The 22,965-nt window shown below is 69.5% G+C and carries 20 protein-coding genes; 2 read left to right on the forward strand and 18 right to left on the reverse strand.

The genetic code is table 11. The features are described from left to right. Positions 1 to 311: 311 nt before the first annotated feature. The 4 genes from LGR44_RS13840 to LGR44_RS13855 all read right to left on the reverse strand — a co-directional run bounded on the left by LGR44_RS13840 (position 312) and on the right by LGR44_RS13855 (position 6,858). Positions 312 to 3,296: a bifunctional [glutamine synthetase] adenylyltransferase/[glutamine synthetase]-adenylyl-L-tyrosine phosphorylase gene (locus LGR44_RS13840; RefSeq protein WP_226741283.1), complete on the reverse strand. Its 2,985-nt coding sequence runs from the start codon at positions 3,294 to 3,296 to the stop codon at positions 312 to 314. 76 nt (positions 3,297 to 3,372) lie between these two features. Further along, on the reverse strand, positions 3,373 to 4,800 hold the full coding sequence (locus LGR44_RS13845) for a HAMP domain-containing sensor histidine kinase (RefSeq protein ID WP_226741284.1): 1,428 nt from the start codon (positions 4,798 to 4,800) through the stop codon (positions 3,373 to 3,375). Positions 4,801 to 4,813: 13 nt separating this feature from the next. Next, positions 4,814 to 5,512, reverse strand: coding sequence for a winged helix-turn-helix domain-containing protein (locus LGR44_RS13850; RefSeq protein WP_226741468.1), 699 nt, complete (start codon positions 5,510 to 5,512; stop codon positions 4,814 to 4,816). A 134-nt stretch (positions 5,513 to 5,646) separates the two neighbouring features. Continuing rightward, positions 5,647 to 6,858, reverse strand: a complete 1,212-nt coding sequence (locus LGR44_RS13855; protein ID WP_404809926.1) for a S1C family serine protease — start codon at positions 6,856 to 6,858, stop codon at positions 5,647 to 5,649. Between the two features lie 229 nt (positions 6,859 to 7,087). Here LGR44_RS13855 and LGR44_RS21835 point away from each other — a divergent pair, with 229 nt between their 5' ends. Next, complete coding sequence (locus LGR44_RS21835) at positions 7,088 to 7,213, forward strand: hypothetical protein (protein WP_264196507.1); 126 nt, start codon at positions 7,088 to 7,090, stop codon at positions 7,211 to 7,213. A gap of 29 nt (positions 7,214 to 7,242) precedes the next feature. Here the strand turns inward: LGR44_RS21835 and LGR44_RS13860 are convergent, their stop codons facing one another. The 14 genes from LGR44_RS13860 to LGR44_RS13925 form a co-directional block, all read right to left on the reverse strand. After that, positions 7,243 to 7,707 carry a cytochrome c-type biogenesis protein gene (locus LGR44_RS13860; protein WP_226741285.1) on the reverse strand — a complete coding sequence of 155 codons (465 nt, stop codon included), beginning with the start codon at positions 7,705 to 7,707 and terminating at the stop codon, positions 7,243 to 7,245. Between the two features lie 4 nt (positions 7,708 to 7,711). After that, entirely contained in the window at positions 7,712 to 9,694 is a 1,983-nt protein-coding gene (locus LGR44_RS13865; RefSeq protein WP_226741286.1) for a heme lyase CcmF/NrfE family subunit, read from the reverse strand. Between the two features lie 16 nt (positions 9,695 to 9,710). Continuing rightward, positions 9,711 to 10,169 carry a cytochrome c maturation protein CcmE gene (gene ccmE / locus LGR44_RS13870; RefSeq protein WP_226741287.1) on the reverse strand — a complete coding sequence of 153 codons (459 nt, stop codon included), beginning with the start codon at positions 10,167 to 10,169 and terminating at the stop codon, positions 9,711 to 9,713. Beyond that, positions 10,166 to 11,266: a c-type cytochrome biogenesis protein CcmI gene (gene ccmI, locus LGR44_RS13875; protein WP_226741288.1), complete on the reverse strand. Its 1,101-nt coding sequence runs from the start codon at positions 11,264 to 11,266 to the stop codon at positions 10,166 to 10,168. Before ccmI ends, ccmE begins: the two co-directional genes overlap by 4 nt. Positions 11,267 to 11,336: 70 nt before the next feature. Further along, a complete protein-coding gene (locus LGR44_RS13880; RefSeq protein WP_226741289.1) occupies positions 11,337 to 12,734 on the reverse strand; it encodes an ATP-binding protein in 1,398 nt (465 codons plus the stop codon). Then, complete coding sequence (locus LGR44_RS13885) at positions 12,731 to 13,402, reverse strand: response regulator transcription factor (RefSeq protein WP_226741290.1); 672 nt, start codon at positions 13,400 to 13,402, stop codon at positions 12,731 to 12,733. Before LGR44_RS13885 ends, LGR44_RS13880 begins: the two co-directional genes overlap by 4 nt. 15 nt (positions 13,403 to 13,417) lie before the next feature. Then, complete coding sequence (locus LGR44_RS13890; protein WP_226741291.1) at positions 13,418 to 13,693, reverse strand: PepSY domain-containing protein; 276 nt, start codon at positions 13,691 to 13,693, stop codon at positions 13,418 to 13,420. An 85-nt stretch (positions 13,694 to 13,778) separates the two neighbouring features. Beyond that, entirely contained in the window at positions 13,779 to 13,988 is a 210-nt protein-coding gene (locus tag LGR44_RS13895) for a hypothetical protein (RefSeq protein ID WP_226741292.1), read from the reverse strand. After that, a complete protein-coding gene (locus LGR44_RS13900; protein WP_226741293.1) occupies positions 13,985 to 14,530 on the reverse strand; it encodes a glycoside hydrolase family 108 protein in 546 nt (181 codons plus the stop codon). Before LGR44_RS13900 ends, LGR44_RS13895 begins: the two co-directional genes overlap by 4 nt. Then, positions 14,530 to 16,050, reverse strand: a complete 1,521-nt coding sequence (locus tag LGR44_RS13905; RefSeq protein ID WP_226741294.1) for a DUF2793 domain-containing protein — start codon at positions 16,048 to 16,050, stop codon at positions 14,530 to 14,532. The genes LGR44_RS13900 and LGR44_RS13905 overlap by 1 nt, the downstream gene beginning before the upstream one ends. 17 nt (positions 16,051 to 16,067) lie before the next feature. Then, on the reverse strand, positions 16,068 to 19,940 hold the full coding sequence (locus tag LGR44_RS13910; protein WP_226741295.1) for a baseplate multidomain protein megatron: 3,873 nt from the start codon (positions 19,938 to 19,940) through the stop codon (positions 16,068 to 16,070). A gap of 5 nt (positions 19,941 to 19,945) precedes the next feature. Next, the gene (locus tag LGR44_RS13915) at positions 19,946 to 20,368 is read right to left on the reverse strand and encodes an NlpC/P60 family protein (protein WP_226741296.1); all 423 of its coding nucleotides are present in this window, start codon (positions 20,366 to 20,368) and stop codon (positions 19,946 to 19,948) included. Between the two features lie 450 nt (positions 20,369 to 20,818). Next, entirely contained in the window at positions 20,819 to 21,709 is an 891-nt protein-coding gene (locus LGR44_RS13920) for a DUF2163 domain-containing protein (protein WP_226741297.1), read from the reverse strand. 200 nt (positions 21,710 to 21,909) lie between these two features. Continuing rightward, positions 21,910 to 22,548: a DUF2460 domain-containing protein gene (locus LGR44_RS13925; protein WP_226741298.1), complete on the reverse strand. Its 639-nt coding sequence runs from the start codon at positions 22,546 to 22,548 to the stop codon at positions 21,910 to 21,912. An 86-nt stretch (positions 22,549 to 22,634) separates the two neighbouring features. Between LGR44_RS13925 and LGR44_RS13930 the strand changes: the two genes are divergently transcribed. After that, on the forward strand, positions 22,635 to 22,883 hold the full coding sequence (locus LGR44_RS13930) for a YdcH family protein (protein WP_226741299.1): 249 nt from the start codon (positions 22,635 to 22,637) through the stop codon (positions 22,881 to 22,883). Positions 22,884 to 22,965 lie beyond the last annotated feature (82 nt).

Below are 22,965 nucleotides of genomic sequence, written 5' to 3' on the forward strand. Positions count from 1 at the left end.
GGCAGGTACAGAACGCCGATGACGCAGACGACCGACAGCACGGCTGTGATCTCTGCCCAGCGTGACGTCCGACCCGCATTCTGGCTGTTATCGCCGTCCATGACTCGTCACCCCATCGCCTCGTGAGCGATATCCTGTCCCCATTTCCACACTAGGCCGGGCGGACCGGGGAAGATGTGCTCTGCGGCACATCCAAAATGATATCTTGTAACATATCGGATATCGTCCCTTCGGACAAGCCGGTGCCCGAATCAGGATCCGGCTCCCTGCGGAGGGTGGCGTTCGCCCGGCGTTGATGGTTGCGGGCGCAATCAGCCCGACCGCCTCGATCTCTTCGCCGCGCCCGCATCGAGCACCCGGCCGAACACCTCCGTCACCTGCCCTCGCGTCTCGCCCAGGTGCTCGAGCAGCACCTTTTCGTCCGGCAGCCCGGCGACGGAGGCGAGCCGTTTCAGGATGACCGGCGGCACCGTCGCAGGATCGAATCTTCCTTCGATCGTCAGCCGCTGCCACTGGAAGATCGCGTTGAAGAGGCGATGCGCCTCGATGAGGGTTTCGGCATCGTCGCGGCTCAGCAGACCCGCCTTTCGCGCCTCGGCGAAGAGCGCTTCCGGCGCGAGGCCGATGAGGGCGGGATGCTCCGCGCCGTGCGTCAGGACGAGTCCTTGGGCGATGAAGTCGATGTCGGTCAGTCCGCCGCGGGCGAGCTTCAGGTCCCAGGGATTGTCGTCGCCCTTCTCCTGCGCGATGAGTTCCCGCATGGCGGCAACCTCCGAGATCACGTATTTGCGGTCCCGGGGCGTGCCGACGATCTCCTTCACCGCCGCCTCGACCTCGGCGGCGAAGTCGCCGTTGCCGGCGATCACGCGCGCGCGGGTGAGCGCCATGTGCTCCCACAGATCGGCTTCGGTCTTCTGGTAGCTCAGGAAGCCGCGGAACTGCGAGGCGACCGGCCCCTTCCCTCCCTGCGGGCGCAGGCGCAGGTCGACCTCGTAGAGCAGGCCGCGCCGGGTCGGCACAGTGAGCGCCGCGACGAGGCGCTGGGTCAGGCGCGTGAAATAAACCACCGCATCGAGCTTTCTCGGCCCGTCGCTCTCCCGCCTGTCCTCGTCGAAATCGTAGATGACCACGAGGTCGAGATCGGAGCCCGCGGTCAGCTCGCGGGACCCGAGACGGCCGAGGCCCAGGATGGCGATCCTCGCTCCCGGAACCACGCCGTGATCGGCCTCGAACACCTTGCGCACCGCCTCGAAGGAAGCGCGGATCACCGCATCGGCGATCGACGCATAGGCCTCTCCCGCCTGGGCGGGCGACAGAATGTCGGAGAGGAGCCGCGCGCCGGTGATGAAGCGCATCTGGCGGGCCGCGTCGCGGGTCCGGTCGAGGAAATCCTCGTGATCGCTGGGAGTGCCGATGATCTGGCGCACCTGCTCGCCGACGGCGGCATCGTCGTTGAACGGAATGCCGAAGGCCGGATCGATCAGCGCATCGAGCACGTGGGGCGACTGCGCCACCGTGTCGGCGAGGCGCGGCGCGGTGCCGAGAAGATCGGCGAAGCGCAGGCGCAGGCGGTCGTGCGACTGCAGGATGGTGAGGAGCTCGACGGCGGCCGGCATCCTGCCGAAGGCCCGGTCGAGCGCCGCGAGAGCCCCGTCGGGGTCCGCCGTGCCGCCGAGCGCCGCCAGGAGCGCCGGCACGAGCTCGGTCAGCACCTCGCGGGCGCGCTGGCTCGTGATGGCGGCCCGCCGGCCGAAATGCCAGCCGCGCACGGTTTCCGCCGCCTGCGCGGGATTGCGGAAGCCCATGCGCTCCAGGGTGGCGAGCGTTTCGGGATCATCCGTCGTGCCGGTGAAGACGAGATTGCCCACGTCCGAGGCGAGTTCCGGCCCCTCCTCGAACAGCAGCGCGTAATGCCCCTGCACGATCCTGGCCTGCTGCGTCAGCGCCTTGGCGAAGGCCTTGAGGTTGGGATAGCCGCAGAACTTGGCGAAGCTCTTGAGCGCTTCCTCGTCGGAAGGCAGGCGCTGCGTCTGCTCGTCCGCCACCATCTGCAGCCGGTGCTCGATGGTGCGCAGGAAGCGATAGGCGTCGGATAGCTCGTCGCGGGCCGTCTCCGTGATCCAGCCTTCGTCGTGCAGCGCCTCCAGCATGTCCAGGGTACGGCGGCCGCGCAAGGCGGGACGGCGTCCGCCGAAGACGAGCTGCTGCGTCTGCACGAAGAACTCGATCTCGCGGATGCCGCCGCGCCCGAGCTTGATGTCGTGCCCGGCCACCGCGATCTCGTCATGCCCGCGCACCGCGTGGATCTGCCGCTTCATGGCGTGCACGTCGGCGATGGAGGCGAAATCGAAATACTTGCGCCAGATGAACGGCCGCAATTCGGCCAGGAAGGTCTCGCCGAGGGCGATGTCTCCCGCCACGGGCCGCGCCTTGATGAGCGCCGCGCGCTCCCAGTTCTGGCCGACGGTCTCGTAATAGATATAGGCCGACGGCAGGGCGACGGCGGTGGGCGTCGAGCCGGGGTCGGGTCTCAGGCGGTAATCGACCCGGTGCACGTAGCCGTCCGGCGTGCGCTCCTGCAGCAGCCGGGCGAGCTGCTGGGCGATGCGGGTATAGAGGGTGGCGGGCTCCGCCCCTTCCGGCAAAGCGGGCGACTGAGGATCGAAGAAGATCACCAGGTCGATGTCGCTCGAATAATTGAGCTCGCCCGCCCCGTGCTTGCCGAGCGCCAGCACGGTGAAGCCGCAGCCCTCCCCCGGATCCTCGGGATCCTTGAGGCGGATGCGCCCGAGATCAGCGGTCTCGGTCAGAACCAGATTGACGCCGCCGCGCACGGAGGAATCCGCGAAGGCGGACAGGGCTCCGATGACGTCCTCCACGCTCCAGAGACCGCCGATATCCGCAAGCGCCACGAGAAGGGCATGGGAGTTGCGGTTGCGCCGGAAGGCGCGGACCACGTCGTCGCGGGTCCGTGCGCCGGAACGCAGCTCGCGGAAGAGATTGGCCTGGCTCTCGACGATGGCGCGATGACTCTCCTCGGGGGGTTGCAGGACGAGCCTCGCCATCCGGGCGGGGTCGCTCACCACGAGCTGCCAGAGAAAGGTGGAATGGTCGGCCAGGGCGAGAAGGAGATCGCGCAGGATTCCCCCTTCCAGATGCGGCAGCAGCGCGGCCGCCTCGGGATTGTCCCGCACCCGCTCGACGAAGTCGGCGAGTTGCGCCTTCGCCCGCCGGAGATCGGACACGGGAGGCGCCTTGCTCAGGCGGCTGAGGAGGGAACGGTTCTGGTCCGGCACGGCCAATCCATGGAAAGGGTCATCGGAGCCTATGTCTCCATGCCGCTGCCGGGAAGGCAATCGAAATATCGGACCTTCACGCCGCCGTTTGCGCAGGCTCCGGCGAGGCCTGCGCATTGCCCAGGGGCAGGACGAGGACGGCGCGCAGGCCCGGCTCGTTATCCTCCAGGGTGAGGGCTCCGCCATGCAGGCGGGCGACGGCGGCGACGAGGCTCAGGCCGAGGCCGAAACCCGGGCGGGAGCGGGCCGTCTCCAGCCGCACGAAGCGCTCCAGCACGCGGCCGCGGTCGGCCTCGGGAATGCCCGGGCCGCGATCCGCCACCACGATGCGCATGGCCCCGTCGATCCGGTGGGCGGATACGGTAATGGAGCGAAAGGCGTCGCTGCCTTCGGCCTGGGCGCCGTATTTCAGGGCGTTGTCGAGCAGATTGGCCACCGCCTGTCCGAGAAGCTCGCGGCTGCCGTGAAGAGGCAGGTCCTCGTCGACCGTCACCTCCAGGGGCAGGCCCGCCTCCTCGGCCAGGGCCTCGTAGAGCTCGGCGACGTCGCGCACGGTCTCGGCGGCGTTGAAATCCGCGAGCCCCTCGCGGGCGTTGCCGGCCTCCAGGCGCGCGATCATCAGGAGCGCGTTGAAGATGCGGATGAGGTTGTCGCTCTCCTCGATGATGGCCTCCAGGGAGCCCTTCAGCTCGTCGGGGGACTTGGCGGTGCGCAGGGCCTCGTCGGCCTTGTTGCGCAGGCGCGTCAGCGGCGTCTTCAGGTCATGGGCGATGTTGTCGGAGACCTCCCGCATGCCGTGCATGAGTTCGCCGATGCGGTCGAGCATGTCGTTGAGGTTCTGCGCGAGACGATCCAGCTCGTCGCCGGTTCCGGCGATCCTCAGGCGCCCGCCGAGATCGCCCGCCATGATCTCCCGGGTGGTCTCCGTCATGTCGTCGACGCGCTTGAGCACGCGCCTGGCGATGAACCAGCTTCCGGCGCAGCCGAGAATGCCGATGAAGAGAAGGGAATAACCGAAGGCGCGGTGGATGATGTCCCGCAGACGGATGCGCTCCTCCACGTCCCGTCCCACCAGCAGGCGGAAACCTCCCGGCAGGCGATAGACCCGGATGATGGCGTGGTTGGGCCCGGCATCCGCATCCTCGGTCCGGCTATAGGGCGTCTCGAACTGCCCGGGCCGGTCAATCACGCCCGGCGGCAGCGCCCCGACATTCCCGGCGATCCGCTCGCCGGCATTCGTGGTCACGAGGTAGAGGGAGGCGCCGGGCGCCCGGGAGCGCCGCTCGACGATGTTCACCAGACGGCGCAATCCACCGACCCGGTACTGCTCGGAGAGGCCGTTGATCTCGGCCTCGATGGTGGAGATGAACTGTTCGGTCAGGAGCCTCTGTGCGCTCCAGGCCACATAGCCCAGGGTCACGAAGGCGAAGATCGTGAAGACCAGCAGATAGGCGAAGGACAGCTTGAACGCGGTCGTCCGGAAGAGCTTGCCGAGGGCGGTCATGGATCGGCCCCCGTCACTCCTCGGCCCCTTCCGCCCCCACGCGCACCATGTAGCCCGCGCCGCGGATGGTGTGGATCAGCGGCTTGTCGAAGCCCTTGTCGATCTTGGCCCTCAGGCGCGAGACGTGGACGTCGATCACGTTGGTCTGCGGGTCGAAATGATAGTCCCAGACGTGCTCCAGCAGCATGGTGCGGGTCACGACCTGGTTGGCGTTCTTCATCAGGTATTCGAGCAGCCTGAATTCGCGCGGCTGCAGCACGATCTCCTGGCCGGAGCGGGTGACGCGATGGGACAGGCGGTCGAGCTCAAGATCGGCGATGCGATAGATCGTGGGCTCGGCGTTCGGCGTCGCGGCGCGACGGCGCGAGAGAACCTCGACCCGGGCGAGCAGCTCGGAGAAGGCATAGGGCTTGGGGAGGTAGTCGTCGCCGCCCGCGCGCAGGCCCTTCACCCGGTCGTCCACCTGGCCGAGGGCCGAAAGGATCAGCACCGGAGTCTCGACCTTCTGCTCGCGCAGGGAGCGGATGAGGGAGAGGCCGTCGAGCTTGGGGAGCATGCGGTCCACCACGAGCACGTCGTAATCGCCGGATTCGGCCATGGCGTAGCCGTCGAGGCCATCGGCGGCGTGGTCGGCCACGTAGCCGGCCTCACGGAACGCCTTCACGAGGTAGGAGGCCGCCTCTCGGTCGTCCTCGATGATGAGAATCCGCATGGACATGAGCGTAACGTACTGATTTCCCAGCGGCAGGCCAGCCCTGGAGGGGAAAGAGGCCGGCCTGCCGTGGGCAAGGGACACCGGGTACGGGGGCTATCAACAAGAAACCCGGTATCCGACTTGGGAAGGGGTTAGATGCCCTTCGGCTGAGGGGCGACCTCGAGAGTCACGGTGCGCTCCTTGCCGTCACGGAAGAGCGTGAGCGACACGGACTTGCCGGGCGCGACCTGGGCGACCTTGCGGGACAGGTCCTTGGCCTCGCGGATCGGCTGGCCGTCGACGGCCACGATGGTGTCGCCGGTCTTCACGCCCGCCTTGGCGGCCGGACCGTCCTTCATGGCTTCCGCAACGAGGGCGCCCTTGGGCTCGGACAGGCCGATCGCTTCCGCGATTTCCTTGGTCACCGCCTGCATCTGCACGCCGATGAAGCCGCGGGTCACGGAGCCGTTCTCCTTGAGCGCCGTCACGATGTTGTCCACCGTGCTGGCCGGGATCGCGAAGGCGATGCCGACATTGCCGCCGGACGGCGAGAAGATCGCCGTGTTCACGCCCACGACCTCGCCCGCGAGGTTGAAGGTCGGGCCGCCCGAGTTGCCCCGGTTCACGGAGGCGTCGATCTGGATGAAGTCGTCGTACGGACCCGCGCCGATGTCGCGGTGCTGGGCCGAGACGATGCCCGCCGTCACGGTGCCGCCGAGGCCGAAGGGGTTGCCGATCGCCACCACCCAGTCGCCGATCCGGGCCTTCTGGCCGGCAAGGCGGACGTGAGGGAAGTCGCTGCCCTCGACCTTCAGCAGGGCGAGGTCGGTCTTCGGGTCGGTGCCGATCACCTTGGCGTCGAGCTCCTTGCCGTCGTCCATGATCACGGTCACTTCGCTGGCCTTGTCGACCACGTGGTTGTTGGTCACCACATAGCCGTCGGCCGAGATGAAGAAGCCGGAGCCGACGGCCTGGCCGAAGCGGCGGGGCTGCTGACGCTGGCCGCGCTGACCGCGCTCGCCCGGCTCCTGCCGGTCGCGGAAGTTGCGGAAGAAGCGCTCCATCGGGTGGCCGGGCGGGAGGTCGGGCATCGAGAACTGCTGTCCGTCGCCGTCGCCGCTGCGGTCGGCCACGTTCTGCACCTTGACCTTGACCGAGACCACGGCGGGCTTCACGCGCTCGACCACGTCCGCGAAGGACGGGGCGGCCGGAACGGCCTGTGTCATGGAGCGCAGTTCGGCATGGGCGGAATTGGGAGCGATGAGACCGGACTCGACAGCGCCGCCCGCAATCAATGCTGCGACGGCCGCCGCGCCGAGCCACGTGGTCATACGCTTGCGGGGTGTGGAAACCTTGTCCATCATATTTCTGTCTCTCCTCGAGGACCCTTGGGGAGGAACCCTTGTGGGATCGTCGTGAGAGGAAGATGGGGTCCCCCGCGTTACCGTACCCTCACGCGCAGATGAAATGTTGGTAAGGTTTTGTTGGGCATGACCCCATAGGGTCCCTGCCCGGCCGTCCGCGCCGGCCCCGGGAGGCTGGAAGCCTCGAGGGTCGTGTCATAGGGTGGCGGCGCAGAGTGGGGGTTTGAAGATGAAGCGTATTATTCAGGTCGCATGCGTGGTCGGGCTCGGGCTCCTGGCGTCGGCCTGCGACAAGTGCGGGAACTGGAACATCAACACCCCGCAATTCTGCAGCGGCGTGAATCCCAAGAGCTGACGCCTCCGAAAGGCAAGGCCGGCATCCGGTCAGGACCGGGCGCCCTCGTCCCGTTTGAGCACGGCCTCCAGTGCCTGCTGCTCCTCGATATCGAGCGCGGCCGCCGGCTGCGGCCGGCGGCGCAGGGCGGCATAGGCCCCGATGCCGCCCAGGACGAGCACCAGGGCCGGCGCGAGCCACAGCAGCAGCGTGTGCGTGCCGAAGGTGGGTTTCAGCAGCACGAACTCGCCGTAGCGCTGGACCAGGAACGACTCGACCTCCGCATCCGTGTCCCCCGCCTGCAGGCGCTCGCGCACGATCAGGCGCAGGTCCTTGGCGAGAGGCGCGTCGGAATCGTCGATGGACTGGTTCTGACAGACGAGGCAGCGCAGGCCCGCCGAAATGTCGCGGGCGCGCCGCTCCAGGGCGGGATCCTTCAGCACCTCGTCGGGCTGGACCGCATGGGCCGCGGTGCCGATGAACAGGGTTGCGACGAGCGCCAGAACGAACCGCATGCCCTTACTCCGCCGGTACGGATGCCGCCTGCATGGCCCTCGCCCGCGACGGGGCGCCGATGCGCAGGCGCCGGTCGGTGAGCGACAGGGTGCCGCCCGCGGCCATGACCACGGCGCCGAGCCAGATCAGCAGGACCAGGGGCTTGTGATAGATCCTCATGCCGATGGAGCCGTCGGGCAGGATCTCGCCGATGCTGACATAGACCTGGCTGAGGCCGACTGTCATGATTCCCGCCTCGGTGGTCGGCATGCCGCGCGTCACGTAGAGGCGCTTCATGGTCTCGACCGTGCCGAGCTCCCGCCCGCCGCGGGAGATGCGCAGGGTTGCGACGTCCTCGCGGTAATTGGCCGCCTGACGCGGCACCACCCGCTCCAGCCGCGCCTCGTAGGCGCCGGCCCGCATGGTGTCGCCGATTTTCAGGGTTCCGAGCCCCTCCGCGTCCCAGGCGGTGGCGGCGATGCCGATCACGGTCACGCCCACGCCCGCATGGGCCAGCACCGTGCCCCAGGTCGAGCGCGGCAGGCCCGAGGCCTTGCGCCAGGCCGAGGCCAGGGGAGTGCCCCGGCTCCAGGACCGGGTCACGATCTCGTTGAAGGAGCCCAGGATCAGGTAGATGCCGAGGCCGATTCCCAGGGGCGCGGCCACGGGGCCGCCGTTGCGGAAGGCGACGAGGGCCAGCGTGGCGATAAGGGAGATGCCCAGCACCGCGTAAAGCCGCTGCGCCGTGCCGAGGAAGTTGCCGCGCTTCCAGGCCAGCGTCTGCCCCAGCGGCACGAGCAGGAGCAGCGGGACCACGAGCGGCAGGAAGGTGAAGTTGAAGAACGGCGCACCGACCGAAATCTTGTCGCCGGTGACCACCTCGAGAGCCAGCGGGTAGAGGGTGCCGATGAACACGGTGGCGCAAGCGGTCGCCAGGAAGAGGTTGTTGAGGACCAGCGCCCCTTCCCGCGAGACGGGTGCGAACAGGCCGCCCTGCTTGAGCAGGGGCGCGCGCCACGCGAAGAGCGTCAGGGATCCGCCGATGAACAGGACCAGGATGCCGAGGATGAACACGCCGCGCTCCGGGTCCACCGCGAAGGAATGAACCGAGGTCAGCACGCCGGAGCGGACCAGGAAGGTGCCGAGCAGCGACAGCGAGAAGGTCAGGATCGCGAGCAGGATCGTCCACACCTTGAGGGCGTCGCGCTTCTCCATGACGACCGTGGAATGCACGAGGGCCGTTCCCGCGAGCCACGGCATGAGGGAGGCATTCTCCACCGGGTCCCAGAACCACCAGCCGCCCCAGCCGAGCTCGTAATAGGCCCAGTAGGAGCCCATGGCGATGCCCAGCGTCAGGAACACCCAGGCCCCGAGCGTCCAGGGCCGGACGATCCGCGCCCAGACAGCGTCGATGCGCCCGTCGATGAGGGCGGCGCACGCGAAGGCGAAGCAGATCGAGAAGCCGACATAGCCGATGTAGAGCAGCGGCGGATGGATCGCGAGGCCCAGGTCCTGCAGCAGCGGGTTGAGGTCCTGTCCCTCGGCCGGCATCGGAACCACCCGGGTGAAGGGGTTGGACGTGGTGAGGATGAAGAGCAGGAACGCGACCGTGACGAGGCCCTGCACGGCCAGGGTGTTGGCCTGGAGGCGCGCGGGCACGCTGTTGCGCGCCAGGGCGACCACGGCTCCGAACAGGGCCAGGATCAGGACCCAGAGCAGCATGGAGCCCTCGTGGTTCCCCCACACGCCGGAGATCTTGTAGATCATCGGCTTGGTCGAGTGCGAGTTCTCGACCACGTTGAGCACCGAGAAATCGGAGGTCACGTAGGCGACGGTCAGGCTGAGGAAGGCGAAGCCCAGACAGGCCAGAACCGCCAGGGCGGCGGCCGGGGCCACCGCCATCAGGACCGGATCGTTCGAACGGGCGCCCCAGAGCGGCACCACGAACTGGATCAGGGATAAGCCAAGCGCGAGCGCGAGCGCGAAATGTCCGGCCTCGACCAACACGGATGGCACTCCTTCGTTACTGAGTCGGCGGCGCGGCGCTGGCCTCGCCCTGCCAATGGCCCTGCTTCTTCAGGGTGTCCGCCACCTCGCGGGGCATGTAGTTCTCGTCGTGCTTGGCGAGAACCGTGTCGGCCTTGAAGATCCCGGCCGGGTCGAGCATGCCCTCGGCGACGACGCCCTGCCCCTCGCGGAACAGGTCGGGCAGCATTCCCTGGTAGCTCACCTTGATCGAGCGCTCGGCATCCATGACCTCGAAGGCCACCTGCTGATTGTCCCCGCGCTGGACGGAGCCTTCCTTCACGAGCCCGCCGAGGCGGAAGCGCGTGCCGGGCTGCACGTTCTTGGCAACAACGTCCGCAGGGGAGTTGAAGAACACGATGGTGTCGTTCATCGCGTAGAACACAAGGCCCAGGGCGATCGCGAGGAAGCAGCCCGCGACACCGATCAAGGTCAGGCGGCGTTGTTTTCTGGTCATTGCGCGGCGTCAGTCAGTTTCAGTTCACGGGCCATCGTTTCGATGGTCTTCAGCCCTGCGTCGTCCTTCGCCAGTGCCTGGCGCGCACGTCGAGCTGCGGCCTCTGCTTTATCACGTTGGCCGAGGACCGCATAGGAGCGCATGAGTCGCGCCCATTCCTCGGCGCTGCCGCCCTGGCTTTCCAGGCGCTCGGCGAGGCCCGAGACCATGCGCAGGATGTCCTCCGGGCCCATCTGCGGCTCTCCGCCCTGAGCCGGAGCGGCCTGCGGGGCGCCGAGCCGGGCCAGCTGCTCCTTCACGAGCGGCGTCCACGGGGCATCGGCGGGGGAGACGGCCAGGAGCTCCTCGTAGGCCGCCTTGGCCTTGTCGGTCCGCCCGTCCTGCTCGGCGGCCTTGGCGAGATAGAACCGGGCCTTGGGGGCGGCTTTGTCGAGGGCCACCGCCTTCTCGAAGGCGGCCTGCGCCTCGGACGAGATCAACCCGTTCCCGGCGAGCACCATGGCCTCTCCGTAATTGGAGAGCCTGTCCGCATTCTCGCCGAGGATGCGCAGGGCATTCCCGTAGGCCTTCACCGCATCGTCCACCCGGCCCATGCGCAGGTAGACAGGCGCCAGAACCTCCCAGCCGCGCCCGTCCTGCGGGTTCTGGGCCAGATGAGTCTCGATCTGGGTGACGGCCACGTCGAGGTCGGGCGCAGCGGCCTGCGGCCGGCTCGCCATCATCGCGGGGCGGTCGAAGATGTGGGGCGAGCCGTAAGCGCCGTAGAGGGCGATGGCGAGAATCGGGACGACGGACAGGGCCAGGGCCGATACGGCGCGACGGCGGCGCAGGGCGGGCTCGCCGAGGGCCGCGAAGCCCTCGTCCTGGGTGCCGGTGGCGCGCAGGAGGCGGCGTCCGGCCTCGGCCTTGGCGGCCTCCGCCTCGCCCGGCAGGAGCGCGCCTCTTTCCTGGTCGCGTTCGATCTCGGCGATCTGCTCGCGGTAGAACTGGATGTCGGGATCCGCCTGCCCGCGCGCGGCGGCGTGGCGCGACAGGGGCCACAGGACCACCATCACGGCCGCGGCCGTCATCGCCAGGAGTATTATCCAGATCACCATGGGCTCCTAATTAACCCGCGCACCCGTCAAGCACGATGGCGGCACGGTGTCACGCGCAAAGCGCACAGGGTCAAGCTCTGTCCCCGGGGAGTTCGAGGATCGCGCGCAGACCGCCCATGGGCGAGGCGTCGAGCTTGAGGGAGCCCCGGTAGAGCGCGGCCAGGTCGCTGACGATGGACAGGCCCAGCCCCGAGCCCGGCTTGGTCTCGTCGAGGCGGCGTCCGCGCTTGAGCATCTCCTCCCGCGCGGCTTCGGGCAGGCCGGGGCCGTCGTCGTCGATGAACAGGCGCAGGTTGGTCCGGTCCGCGTCGGTGCGAACGATCTCGGCCGTCACCGCCACCTTGCCCGAGGCCCACTTGGCCGCGTTGTCGATGAGGTTGCCCGCCATCTCTTCCAGGTCCTGCTTCTCGCCCCGGAAGCGCAGGCCCTTCGGAACGGCGAGTTCGACCGCCAGATCCTTGTCGCGGTAGATCTTCGCGAAGGTGCGGGCGAGACTGTCGATCACGGGGTCCACATCCGTCAGCGTGCCCAGGGTGCCGGCGAGCGCCGCGGCGCGGGCGCGGTCGAGATAGTAGTTCACCTGGTCGCGCATGACCGCCGCCTGCTCGCGCACCCTGGCGGCCACCTCCTCCGGCGCATTCTCGGCCTCGTTGACGACGATGCTCAGCGGCGTCTTGAGGGCATGGGCGAGGTTGCCCACCTGGGTCCGCGCCCGCTCCAGGATCTCCCGGTTGGTGTCGAGGAGCAGGTTGAGCTCGCTCGCCAGCGGCGCGATGTCCTGCGGGTACTCGCCCGCGATGCGCTCCGCCTCCCCGCGCCGGATGGCCCCGAGGGCGCTGCGCAGGTTGGCGAGCGGGCGCAGGCCGAAGCGGATCTGCAGCAGGGTCGTGAAGCCGAGCGCGAGCCCGAGCAGCGCGAAGGTCACGGTCATCGCGAACACGAAGTTGCGCACGTCCGTGGCGATCTCGTCGGAGGGGCCGGCGACGCGGATGATGAACCGGCCGTCCTCGCCCAGGTCGATGTCGCGCTCGATGATGCGCAGGCCGCGCTCGTCCGGGGCCTTGCCGTAGCCGCGGCGGATCTGCCCGAAGGTCTCGTCGCTCACCGGCCCGAGGCTCGGCAGCATTCCGCCGAAGAGCGACTTGGAGGAGCGCACCTCCCCCGGCCCTGCATTCGGCCTCGCCACCTGCCAATACCAACCCGACAGGGGCAGCTCGAAGCGCGGGTCGCCGATGGGGCCGAGGTCCCGGTCGGGATCGCCCGGCGCGACGAGGTTGGAGGCCAGGGTGTTGGAATAGACCAGCAGGCGCTGGTCGAACGCCCTCTCGGTGGTGTCCCGGTAGAGGGTCGAAAGAATGAGCCCCGCGATCAGCAGGATCGCGAAGCTCCAGAAGACCGAGGAAGCCGCCAGGCGGACCGCGATGGACCGGCCCGTGAAGCCCTTGAGGATCGGGCGGAGCCCGCTCACGTCTTCGACTGGCTCGCGTCGAGGAGATAACCCAGGCCGCGCACGGTCTGGATGATGTCGACGCCGAGTTTCTTGCGCAGCCGGCCGATGAACACCTCGATGGTGTTCGAATCCCGGTCGAAGTCCTGGTCGTAGAGATGCTCGGTCAGCTCGCCCCGGGAGACGATGCGGCCGGTATGGTGCATCAGGTACGACAGCAGCCGGTATTCGTGCGAGGTGAGCTTGATCGGATTGCCGTCCACCGCCACGCGGCCGGAGCGCGTGTCGAGCTTGACCGGGCCGCAGCTGATCTCGCTCGTCGCATGGCCCGTGGCCCGGCGCAGCAGGGCCCGCACCCGGGCCAGCAGCTCCTCCATGTGGAAGGGCTTGGTCACGTAGTCGTCGGCGCCGGCGTCGAAGCCCTGCACCTTGTCGCTCCAGCGGTCGCGGGCGGTGAGGATGATGACGGGCATCTTCCTCCCCTCGCGCCGCCAGGCGTTGAGCACGGACACGCCGTCGACCTTCGGCAGGCCGAGATCGAGGATCACGGCATCGTAGGGCTCTGTGTCGCCCAGGAACTGCCCCTCCTCCCCGTCCGAGGCGGAGTCGACCGCGTAGCCGGCCTGCTCCAGGGCGGTCACGATCTGGCGATTGAGGGTATTGTCATCCTCGACAACGAGAAGGCGCACGCTTTTCAGCTTTCCTTATTGAACCGATTTCACGCGTCCCGAAGAACCGTCGATCATCACTTGCACGATCCGGCCGTTCTTCTGCAAGGCCATGATCACATAAACCAGGGCATCGCTGCTCCGGCAGAGATTGGCCCGGACCACGTCGGCGTTGGGAACCTGGCGCCTCGCCGTCATCACGGCGACGGCGGGCGCGACCACGCCCTTGGAGGCCACAGCCTCCTGCATTTCCCGGGGCGGCAGGCAGTTCCGGAGCGCCGCCGACGCGCTCTGCGCGTGCGCGGAACCCATCAACCCACACAAGACGATGATCGACCAAACCAGACGCATGTTGCGACCATGCCTTTCCAGCACTGAACGAAGTCTGAATGTAACACTAGCTCAGGATCTGCTTCGTGGCCAGGATCCGGAACACCGTCGAAGCGATAAAGCTCGCGCCGGCAACGAGTTGCGCCGCGGCTTCCGCGAAGGCGTCCGAGTCCAGCTCCGAAGCGTCGAAGCCGAGGAGGCCGAGGACGAGCGCCGCGAGGCCGACCAGATTGGCCCAGACGGTGCGGCTGGCGAGAATGGTCTTGGTGTCGATCATGAGGATGGTTCCCTTTCAGGGTGGGTGGAGGAAGGGGCGAGCCGGAGAGCCTCCCGCTCGACCGCGAGAACCCGAATGCGCCAGCCCCGCCCGAAGACGGGCCAGGCGGCGAGCCGGGAAAGGAAGGCAAGCCGCGCGCGGGTCAGGCGGCGGACGGCGTCCGCCGTGTCCGCCTCCCGCGCGGCCTGCAGGGTCAGCGGCCCGGCGACGCCGTCCGCCGCGACGCCGAGGACGTCCTGCAGCGTCCGCACGGCCCGCGCCGGACCGGAATTGACCGCGAAATCGAACAGGGCGAGATCGAGCCCGGGCGGCAGGTCGTCGGCCCGGACCACGTCCCAGTAGAGGCGGCGATAGATCCCGCCCGCCTCCTCCCGGCTGAGCCCGCGCACGTCCTCCACCGAGACGGGGCGGCCCCGGGACCGGGCGAGGGTCGCGCGGGTGATGCCGAACTTGGTCGCTCCGCCCGGATCGGCCGGGTGGTGGACGAACCCGCCCTCGTGCCGCAGGACGCAGGCGAGGCAGGCCTCGAAGGTCGCCGCCATCACGGTTCCGCCTGCAGGGCGATGAAGGCGGAGGCGCCGAGATGGAGCGCGCCGACCGCGCCCGGCGACCCGCTGAACGAGGTGCCCGCCTGCAGCCTCACGACAGCGGAGCCGGCCCCCGCGCGCGCCAGCGACAGGGCGAGCCCGCCCGACAGGCCCGCCCAGAGCCCGGCGGCATTGTCGAAGAAGGCGATCTGGTTGCCCGAAGGCGCCGCACCCGACCACGCGAAGCCGCTGGTCAGGAGGGCCGGAGCGGCCCGCATGGGCGTGGGCAGAGGACAGAACACGTCGATGAGATTGCCCGAGACCCGCTGGGCGAGAACCATGCCGCCGCCGCTCGCGATGCGCTGGTAGTAGCGGCGGCAGCGGGCCTCCGTGATCTCGATGGGCTCCGCGCTCCATGGCGTCGCGACCGCTCCGCGTTCGAGCCGGACGCGGGCGAAGGTGCAGGCCGATGCCGGATGAAGGCGGACGGTGACGTGCCCGGTCTCCGATGCGTCGAGCGTCACGGTGGCGGAGCGGCGGCCGCTTCCGGCCGGGATGGTCGCGGCCTTCGTGCCGACGACCACGGGGATCGGCGCCGAAGGGTTTTCGACCGAGAGGGTCAGGGTGCCGCCCGCATAGGAGGACGCGCCGGTGAGCGCCGCCGCCTGCGCTACGTCCACCACCTGCTCGACCGGCCCGGTGAGAGTGACGGTTCCGTCGGCCGTGCGTGCGATCGTGCAGCCCCCCGGCCCCGCCTTCCAGCGGTCGAAGCCGGAGGCGCCCGCCGCCAGGGCGCCGCCTGCGAAGGGGCGCTGGTTGACGAGGAAATGGCCGTTGACGAGGAGGTTCGGCGCGGTCTCCCCCGCATGGCCGCTGGGAAACGACACGAGCCCCGTTGCCGCATCGACGCGGAGCGCATCGTGCCACGCGCTGCCGTCGGGCGAGACGCGGATGCGGAAGTCGTCGCCGCCGATCAGGCCCGTCTCGGCCCGTCCGCTGTAGCCGCTCTGATAGAGCTGGGACAGCACGCTGGCGGCGCCCTCCTTGTTGAGCACGAAGCGCAGATCCCCCGTGCCGCCCTCCCCCGCGCCGAGCGCCGTGAACAGCGCCGCGTTGAGCTTCGCGGCGAGGCGGTTGAGATCGTCCGCGCCCGTGCCGATACCGAGGCGCTCCACATGCGAGAGCTCCCGGGTGTAGCGGCCGAGATCGCGCCATTGCGCGCCGTCGAAGACGAGGATCGCGTCCTCCGCCTCCACATAGGCGCGCCAGCCGGGGCGCGGGACGAGGAAGCGCCACGAGCCGAGGTCGAACAGGGCGATCTCGCCGCCATGGCCGGCGAAGACGCCGGCGGCGTCGGAGCCGAGGAGATAGCGGTCCCCCTCCTGCGGGGAACCCGGCGCGGCAACGCGGTTCCTCTCCTTCACGGCGAGGTGGACGAGCGCGTCGAGGGAGGCCAGGGCCTCGTTGTGCGTGACGTGCTTCTGGGCCTGCGCCGCGGCGAGCAGCGGCAGGTCGAGATGGGGTGTGCTGGTCATGTGGTACCGACGGGAGGTCAGAGGATGGGAACGGTGACGGCGCGCGCGAAGCCGCGCCCGGCCGCGGCGCTCACCTGCGCGATGCGCAGGTCGAGGCTCGTCTGCGGCGCGCCGAAATCGGCGATTTCCTGCACGGACGGATAAAGGACGAAGGGCGCCGCGCTCGACAGGACGCGGCAGACGGCGCCGCCCTGGAGGATGTCGACCTCATAGAGCTCCGCATCCTCCCCGAGCGGCACGTCGGCGGGCTCCCAGGCGTCGCCGTCGCGGCGCGTGCGGCGGAACCAGCGCAGGGCGATGCCGCCCTCCTCCCGCCTCGCGCTCACGCCGACGGGACTGAAGGGCTTCAGCGCCTCGCGGCCCGCGGCGGCCGCGAACTCCACCACGGCCGGATCCGCATGGTCGCGGCCCGCCGGTCCGACGCGGTAGCGCCATGTCCGGCCGAGGTCCTGAAGGTCGCTCGTGAGCGGCACGACGCCCTCGTCCAGGCGCACGATCAGCGCCCCTTGCGGCACGGCGCGCATGGCCTCGGGCTCGCTGCCCGCCAGGCCGCGCAGCAGGCGCGAGAGGCGGTATTGCCGCTCGCCGATCATCTCCGCGCGGGCGGCGGACAGGATCTCCCACCGGCCGTCCGCTCCCTGCACGGCGAAGGGGTTGCCGCCCGCGAGCGCCGCCTCGTCGTCGATGGAACCGACGGCGCCGGATGAGATCTCGACATCGACACTCCCGCGCCGGTCCCAGCGCCAGAGGGGACCGGGATCCAGCGCGGTCAGCGTCCTCCCGATCACCGCCGGCAGGCTGAGAATGCGGTGCGGCGTGAAGCTCGCGCCGTTGCCCGAACGCCAGACGGCCACCGCGCCGGGCCACGGATCGGCCGCCACGGCGATATGCTGCAGCGGCGTCGGATCCGCCGGGCTCGCGGGCAGGTCGAGGACCACCGCGAGCGGCTTGCCCGGAAGCGGCGGCGGACGGCGGACCGGGCGCGGGATCGAGGCGCCCGGCGTCTCGAACACGGCAGGCTCCACCGCCCGCGCCGTCACCTTGCGGGTCGGCCCGTCGGCGATGCGCGTGACCCGGTGCAGCTTTCGCCCGGCATCCGTGGAAAGGGAGATCACGTCGCCGGGTTCGATATCGACCCGGCGCGGGGACAGGGCGAACTCGGCGCTCTCGCGCCCGGCCCAGAGGTCCTGCAGCCAGGCATCGGCGAGGCGCTGCGCCTCGGCGCGGCGGGTCACGACGGCGGTATCCGCCCGCGCCTCCCGGCGGCTGGTGCCCGCGAGGCGGCGCGAGGCCACCGCGGCCCGGCGATAATCCAGGTCCCCTTCCGTGTAGCCGATCTCCACCTGCTGCGGCAGGTCGGTCTCCTGGGACCGGACGAGCTTGAGGGAGGGCTCGCGCTCGTCGAGAACGAGGTCTTCCGGCGCGAGGTCGAGCACCGCCCGGCCGCCGCGCCCGCGCCAGAGGATCCGGCCGCCGCTCGCCACCGCATCGACGCCGAAGAGGCGCAGCAAGGGTTCGAGGGCGCCGCGGGCCGACAGGGGGCGGTCGATCACATAGCCGTCCACGAAGCCGTCGACCGGAAACGGGCCCGACGCGTCGAGGCCGAAATCCCTGAGGATGGCGGCGAGAAGCCGGTCGAGGGGCGCGCCCTCGATGCGCCCGGTGATCCAGTGCCCGGTCTCCCAGTTGGCGCCGTCGTTCCAGACCGTGTCGAAATCGGGAAAGGCCGGAAAGGGGCGCGCATCCCAGGCCCAGACATAGACGTGGTCCGGATCGACCATGCGGCCGCCGTAAGCAGGCGAGACCGGATTGTAGGTCTCCTGGAAGCCCGGCAGGCCGGGATCGAACCGGGACAGGATCGCCTCCAGTCCCCGCGCCTGGATGAGGTCGTCGCGCACGCCCCGGGAGAACGGCGGGCGGGCCGACTCGGAGGATTTCGGGTCCGGGAAGACGTTGGGGCCGTTGGAGCCCTTGTCCACGGCCGGAATCCCGATCTCCGTGAGCCAGATCGGCTTCGACCGGGGTTCCCATGCGGTAGTACGGATTTCCGTACCCCCCTGGCGCTCCACATGCGGGTTCGACCACCAGGAGACGAGGTCCTTCGCCCGGTAGATCCAGGGCTTGCCGTAGGCCCCGTCCGCGATGGGCCGGCGGACCTGCCCGGCGCGCTCGGCGGCATCGGCATAGTACCAGTCGAAGGCCTCGCCGCTGCCGAGCCGGGCGCGCAGGTAATCCACGTCATGGACGCTGCGCCCGTCCGGAAGGTCCGCGTGATCCGGCCCGTCGCGCCAGTCGGAGATCGGCGGATAATAGTCGATGCCCACCGCGTCGATGCTCGCCTGCGCGAAGAGCGGATCGAGGGGAAAGCGCACCTCGTTGCCGCCGTCGAGCACATGGGCGCCGTACTCGGTCCAATCCGCCGCGTAGACGATCTTGGTGCCCGGGCCGAGAATGGAGCGGACCTCGTTCGCAATCTGCCGCAGGCGCGTGACGGCCGGGTAGATGCCCGAGGACGAGCGCACCCGCGTGAGCCCCACGAGTTCGCTGCCGATGACGATGGCGTCGACCCCGCCTTCGTCCTTGGCCATCCTGGCGTAATGCACGATCAGGTCGCGAAGGCCGCCGCCGTCCCGGAAGAAGAACTGGTTGATCTGCAGCGTCGCATCGCTGGTCCCGTCCGGCGAGCCCGGCTGGCCGGGCGCCGGATGGCAGGTGATGCGCCCGCGCCAGGGATAGGCGGGCTGGCCCGTGCCGCCATAGGGGTTCGGCAGGTCGTTGCCGGCGGGCACGTCCATCATCACGAAGGGATAGAGCACCACCTCCAGGTCGCGCTCCTTGAGCTCCGCGATCAGGCGCCGCACGGAGGCGTCGGAGGGCGTGCCGCCATACGCGGGGGCGCCGTCGGCCTGCGACACCGCCTTTGCGTCCGCGCGGGACCGGCCTGCCACCGCCCATTCCGACCCGTCGGTGGTCTTGGTCTTCACGTCCACGCGCGGCTCGATGAGGCACGAGCCCGCGCGCAGGTCGTCGCCGAACCAGCTCACCACCAGGGAGACCCGTTTCAGGTTCGGGCAAAGGGCCTGCAGGGCATCGAGGGAGGCGGCCACGTCGGTGCCGTTGCGCAGCTGGTGGCGGTTCTCCGGCCGCGTGGCCCCGAGGCCCAGGACCTGGGTGACGGGCCGCGTGTCATAGCCGAACTCGCTCGCGCCCGGGATCAGGCAGACGGCGCGCACCATGCGGTTGAGGCCGTCCACGGGCCGCACCACCTCGAAGGCGAATTGCGGCACGCGGTTGCCGTAATCGGCGAGGGGCAGGCGCTCGAACACCACATAGGCGAGGCCGCGATAGGCGGGTGCGTGGGAGGAGCCCTCCTTCGCGACGATGAGCGGATCGGGACTCTGCGTCTCCGAGCCGCGATGCACCCGCATGGTGACGGTCGACAGGTCGATCTCGCGCCCGTCGGCCCAGACCCGGCGGACGAAGGCGATGCGGCCCTCGCACAGGCCCACCGCCAGATTGGCGAAATAGGAATAGGTCTTGTTGACCGTCTCCGGCCCCTGGCCGCCCACGCCCTTGCCGCCCTGGCTCCCGGAGCGCTGCGTGCTGGTGTTGACCACCTCCTCCAGGCGGGTCGCCCAGATGAGCTGGCCGCCGATGCGGGCGCGTCCGTAGACGCGGGGGATCGGCGCGCCCTCCGTGGAGGTGAGGCCGTCGATCTCCTTCAGGCGCGGTCCCTCCACGACCTTGGGGCCGTCGGAGCCGGCAAAGAGCGCGTTGTCGATGGCGGCTCCGGCCAGGGCCCCGAGGGCCCGGCCCGCCATGGCCCCGATGGGCCCGGCGATCGCGCCGCCGACCACGGAGCCGACGGTTTGCAGGACGAGAGTGGCCATGGGCGTTATCCGGGAAAGCGAAAGACATGGGCGAGATGGCGCCGCCACCAGGGCCGGAACGCCACCTCGGCGACGCAGGCCCCGTCATGGGCATGGATCATGGTGGCGTCCGACGTGGCGATGGCGCAGTGCTTGGCGGGCAGGCCCGCGCGCCAGCGGAAGAGCAGCACGTCCCCCGGCGCGAGATCCGCGATTTCCACCTCGACCAGGTGCCGCCGCGCCGCGGCGAGAAGCGTGTCGGCCCCCGCCTCCGCCCAGTCGGCGGCATAGGGCGGCGGCTTTTCGGGCTCGGCGCCCATGACCTCCCTCCACACCCCGCGCAGAAGGCCGAGGCAGTCGCAGCCGACGCCCTTGAGCGAAGCCTGATGGCGATAGGGTGTGCCGAGCCAGGAGCGCGCCTCGGCGACGACTATGTCGGGTATGGGCATGGAAGATGCAGCCTCGTTCCTCTCCCCTTGGGGAAGAGTCAGGGATGGACGTGCGACGGATGAGGAGGCGGGTCGGTCGAAGGCCCACACGGGCAGCGCCGCGCGAGCTCTCCTCCCTCACGGATCTTGGGCCTTGGAAGCGCCGACCGGCTCTCCTCCCCACGGACCTCGGACTTGCCGGAAGCGCCGCGTTGCTCTCCTCCCCCTTGTGGGGAGGAGGTGGAGGTGGGGGTGTGAGCGCCATCCTGGTTCCAGTCCTGCGCTCACACCCCCACCCTGGCCCTCCCCACAAGGGGGAGGGAATGAGGTCGCGCTGTACGCTGCCACATTCGGAAGCGACACATCTCCCACCCTCATCCCGAGGAGCCGCGAAGCGGCGTCCCGAAGGAGGCTCCAGGGCATTCCGGAGACGCCTCGCCCCTGAGAATGAGACTGCGGAAGTGCCTTGCGTCACCGGAAGAAGCTGCCGCCGTCGAGGCCGGGTTCGCCCTGGCGCGGCATGCGGATGATGAAGTCGTTGCCGGGCATGTGCGGGAAGCCGCGGAAGTTCGCCACGTTGCGGAACCTGGCGCGGCACATGGCATGGGTCTTGTCGCATCCGGCCGTGACCCGGAACGTGTCGCCGGCCGCGATGGCCTGCGGCGCGCGCTGCCAGAGGTCGAATTCGTCGGTGCCGCTCACGGCGCGATGGACCTTGACCTCGACCGACAGCCCCGCATTGGCCCCGCCGGTCCAGGTGAGCCGCCCGCCCGTGCACCAGCCGTCGGCGAACCCGATGCCGGCAGCCGCGATGACCAGCGCGCCGTCCGTGCGGGTGACGGTGCCGGTGCCGGAATAGCTCGACGACGAGAGGTTCACGCCGCATTTCCCATCGCCCAGATCGGCCGAGCAGGTGGCGCGGAACAGGCGGCCGCGTTCCTCGTCGAACCGGTGCATGAGCCCCCTCACCTCGGCCACGAAGCTGCCGTCCGAGCGGCGGATCTCGCCGATGGAGCCGATGTCGAGGAGAATGCGCTCGTCCGGGCTCTCCCAGTTGACGAGCCAGGTCTCGACGCTCGCGTCGTCGTAGAGGCCGGACGCGATGTCGTCCTCGGTCAGCCCGGCCGAGACGAGCGCGCCCGCCACCTCCCCGCCCCCGACCGCGAAGCCGAGCTCGGCGGAGGCCTCGGCGGCTTCGAGCCCGGTACGGGCCGCGAAGACGGTGCCGCCGAAGGCGAGGTCGCGGTCGTGGTCGGTGAAGCCGAAGGCCTGCCCGTCGCGGCGGATCAGCTTCCAGCAATGGCAAAGGAAGGTCGCCCCCTCCGCCAGATGGGCGGCGAGGTCTTGGGGGATGGTGCGCATGGGGACTCCAAGGAGAAGACGCAACCGCCAGCGATCCGAGGCGCGCCCTTCCCGTCATCCCGGGGCGCACCGGAGGTGCGAGCCCGGGACCCATAACCGCCGACGTGGCAGGAAGAGGTGGGACGCTTGCCGCTTTTTAGCAGAACGTCAGTGGTTGTGGGTTCCGGTCCCGGCCTGCGGCCGTCCCGGAATGACGGCCGCTACGGCACGATCTCGATCAGCGGGATCTTCGGGATCTCGCCGGCGTCGAAGGCCGAGAGGTCGATATCGAGTTCGTCGGTGTCGAAGCGGACCGGCACGTCGAAGGCAAAGCCCGCGGTGACCGCCGAGCCGGGCGGCGGCGGGGCCGTGAAGACCACGACGCCCGTGGCCGGGTCGCAGGTGAAGGCGGCGCCGACGGGCTGTTCCACGCCGTCGAGGGCGACGCGCACGGTACCGCCCACCGGCTTGGCGATCGGGCGCCGGTAGGGCGCGTGAGCGGAGCCGTAGGTCTTCGCCAGGGGAAAGGCCAGGCTCGTCCCGTCGCCGGTGCCGATGCGCTGGTCCAGGGGCGTCGGCTCCCGCGAGGGCGGGCCGGAGCGCCAGTCGGCGCGGTCGCGGAAGCGGAAGCCGATGAGGCGCCCGCGCCTTTCCTCGAAGAAGGCGATCACCGCGTGCAGCGCGTCCACGGTCCGCACGCCCAGGCCCGCATCGTAGCGGCGGCGCGACCGGACCCAGCGGCTGTTGCGGTGCTCCCGGCCCGAGGCCAGCGTGACGATATCCGTGCGCCGCACGGGCCCGCCGCGGCTGCCGAGGCTGACGTCGAGGGGAAAGCGCACCTCGTGGAAGTCGGAGGCCATGATCCTCACCTTTTGCGATGAAACGGAAAATGCGGGGTGACGTTGTCGTGTCGACACGTCGAAAACGAAAAGGGAGACGACAGGCGATGAGCAACGCCCCCAACGACCTCGCCTCGGACTTTCCGGACAAGACCGACCGGATCCACCAGCTCAAGACGAGCAACAACCACTTCGCGCGGCTCTACGACGAGTACAACGAGCTGAACCGCACCATCCATAGGGTCGAGACCCGGGTGGAGCCGACCACCGAGGACGTCGAGGAGGACCTCAAGCGCCGCCGCGTCAGGCTCAAGGACGAGCTGCTGGCGATGATCGAGAACGAGGAGAACGCCTAAAGCACCGGACCCAGAAGTGGACTTGCACTTTGGGGCTGATCCGATGCTTTCCCTATGGATGAGAGCATCGTTCATGCGGAAA

Origin of the sequence: Microvirga lenta, from assembly GCF_020532555.1 — a bacterium.
GTDB lineage: Bacteria > Pseudomonadota > Alphaproteobacteria > Rhizobiales > Beijerinckiaceae > Microvirga > Microvirga lenta.

What these genes read in the sequence shown, in the direction of transcription:
- LGR44_RS13845 (WP_226741284.1), bottom strand. Translation starts at nt 4,800, where the DNA reads ATGACCGCCCTCGGCAAGCTCTTCCGGACGACCGCGTTCAAGCTGTCC.
- LGR44_RS13850 (WP_226741468.1), bottom strand. Translation starts at nt 5,512, where the DNA reads ATGCGGATTCTCATCATCGAGGACGACCGAGAGGCGGCCTCCTACCTC.
- LGR44_RS13855 (WP_404809926.1), bottom strand. Translation starts at nt 6,858, where the DNA reads ATGATGGACAAGGTTTCCACACCCCGCAAGCGTATGACCACGTGGCTC.
- LGR44_RS21835 (WP_264196507.1), top strand. Translation starts at nt 7,088, where the DNA reads ATGAAGCGTATTATTCAGGTCGCATGCGTGGTCGGGCTCGGGCTCCTG.
- LGR44_RS13860 (WP_226741285.1), bottom strand. Translation starts at nt 7,707, where the DNA reads ATGCGGTTCGTTCTGGCGCTCGTCGCAACCCTGTTCATCGGCACCGCG.
- ccmE (WP_226741287.1), bottom strand. Translation starts at nt 10,169, where the DNA reads ATGACCAGAAAACAACGCCGCCTGACCTTGATCGGTGTCGCGGGCTGC.
- ccmI (WP_226741288.1), bottom strand. Translation starts at nt 11,266, where the DNA reads ATGGTGATCTGGATAATACTCCTGGCGATGACGGCCGCGGCCGTGATG.
- LGR44_RS13890 (WP_226741291.1), bottom strand. Translation starts at nt 13,693, where the DNA reads ATGGGTTCCGCGCACGCGCAGAGCGCGTCGGCGGCGCTCCGGAACTGC.
- LGR44_RS13895 (WP_226741292.1), bottom strand. Translation starts at nt 13,988, where the DNA reads ATGATCGACACCAAGACCATTCTCGCCAGCCGCACCGTCTGGGCCAAT.
- LGR44_RS13900 (WP_226741293.1), bottom strand. Translation starts at nt 14,530, where the DNA reads ATGGCGGCGACCTTCGAGGCCTGCCTCGCCTGCGTCCTGCGGCACGAG.
- LGR44_RS13905 (WP_226741294.1), bottom strand. Translation starts at nt 16,050, where the DNA reads ATGACCAGCACACCCCATCTCGACCTGCCGCTGCTCGCCGCGGCGCAG.
- LGR44_RS13910 (WP_226741295.1), bottom strand. Translation starts at nt 19,940, where the DNA reads ATGGCCACTCTCGTCCTGCAAACCGTCGGCTCCGTGGTCGGCGGCGCG.
- LGR44_RS13915 (WP_226741296.1), bottom strand. Translation starts at nt 20,368, where the DNA reads ATGCCCATACCCGACATAGTCGTCGCCGAGGCGCGCTCCTGGCTCGGC.
- LGR44_RS13920 (WP_226741297.1), bottom strand. Translation starts at nt 21,709, where the DNA reads ATGCGCACCATCCCCCAAGACCTCGCCGCCCATCTGGCGGAGGGGGCG.
- LGR44_RS13925 (WP_226741298.1), bottom strand. Translation starts at nt 22,548, where the DNA reads ATGGCCTCCGACTTCCACGAGGTGCGCTTTCCCCTCGACGTCAGCCTC.
- LGR44_RS13930 (WP_226741299.1), top strand. Translation starts at nt 22,635, where the DNA reads ATGAGCAACGCCCCCAACGACCTCGCCTCGGACTTTCCGGACAAGACC.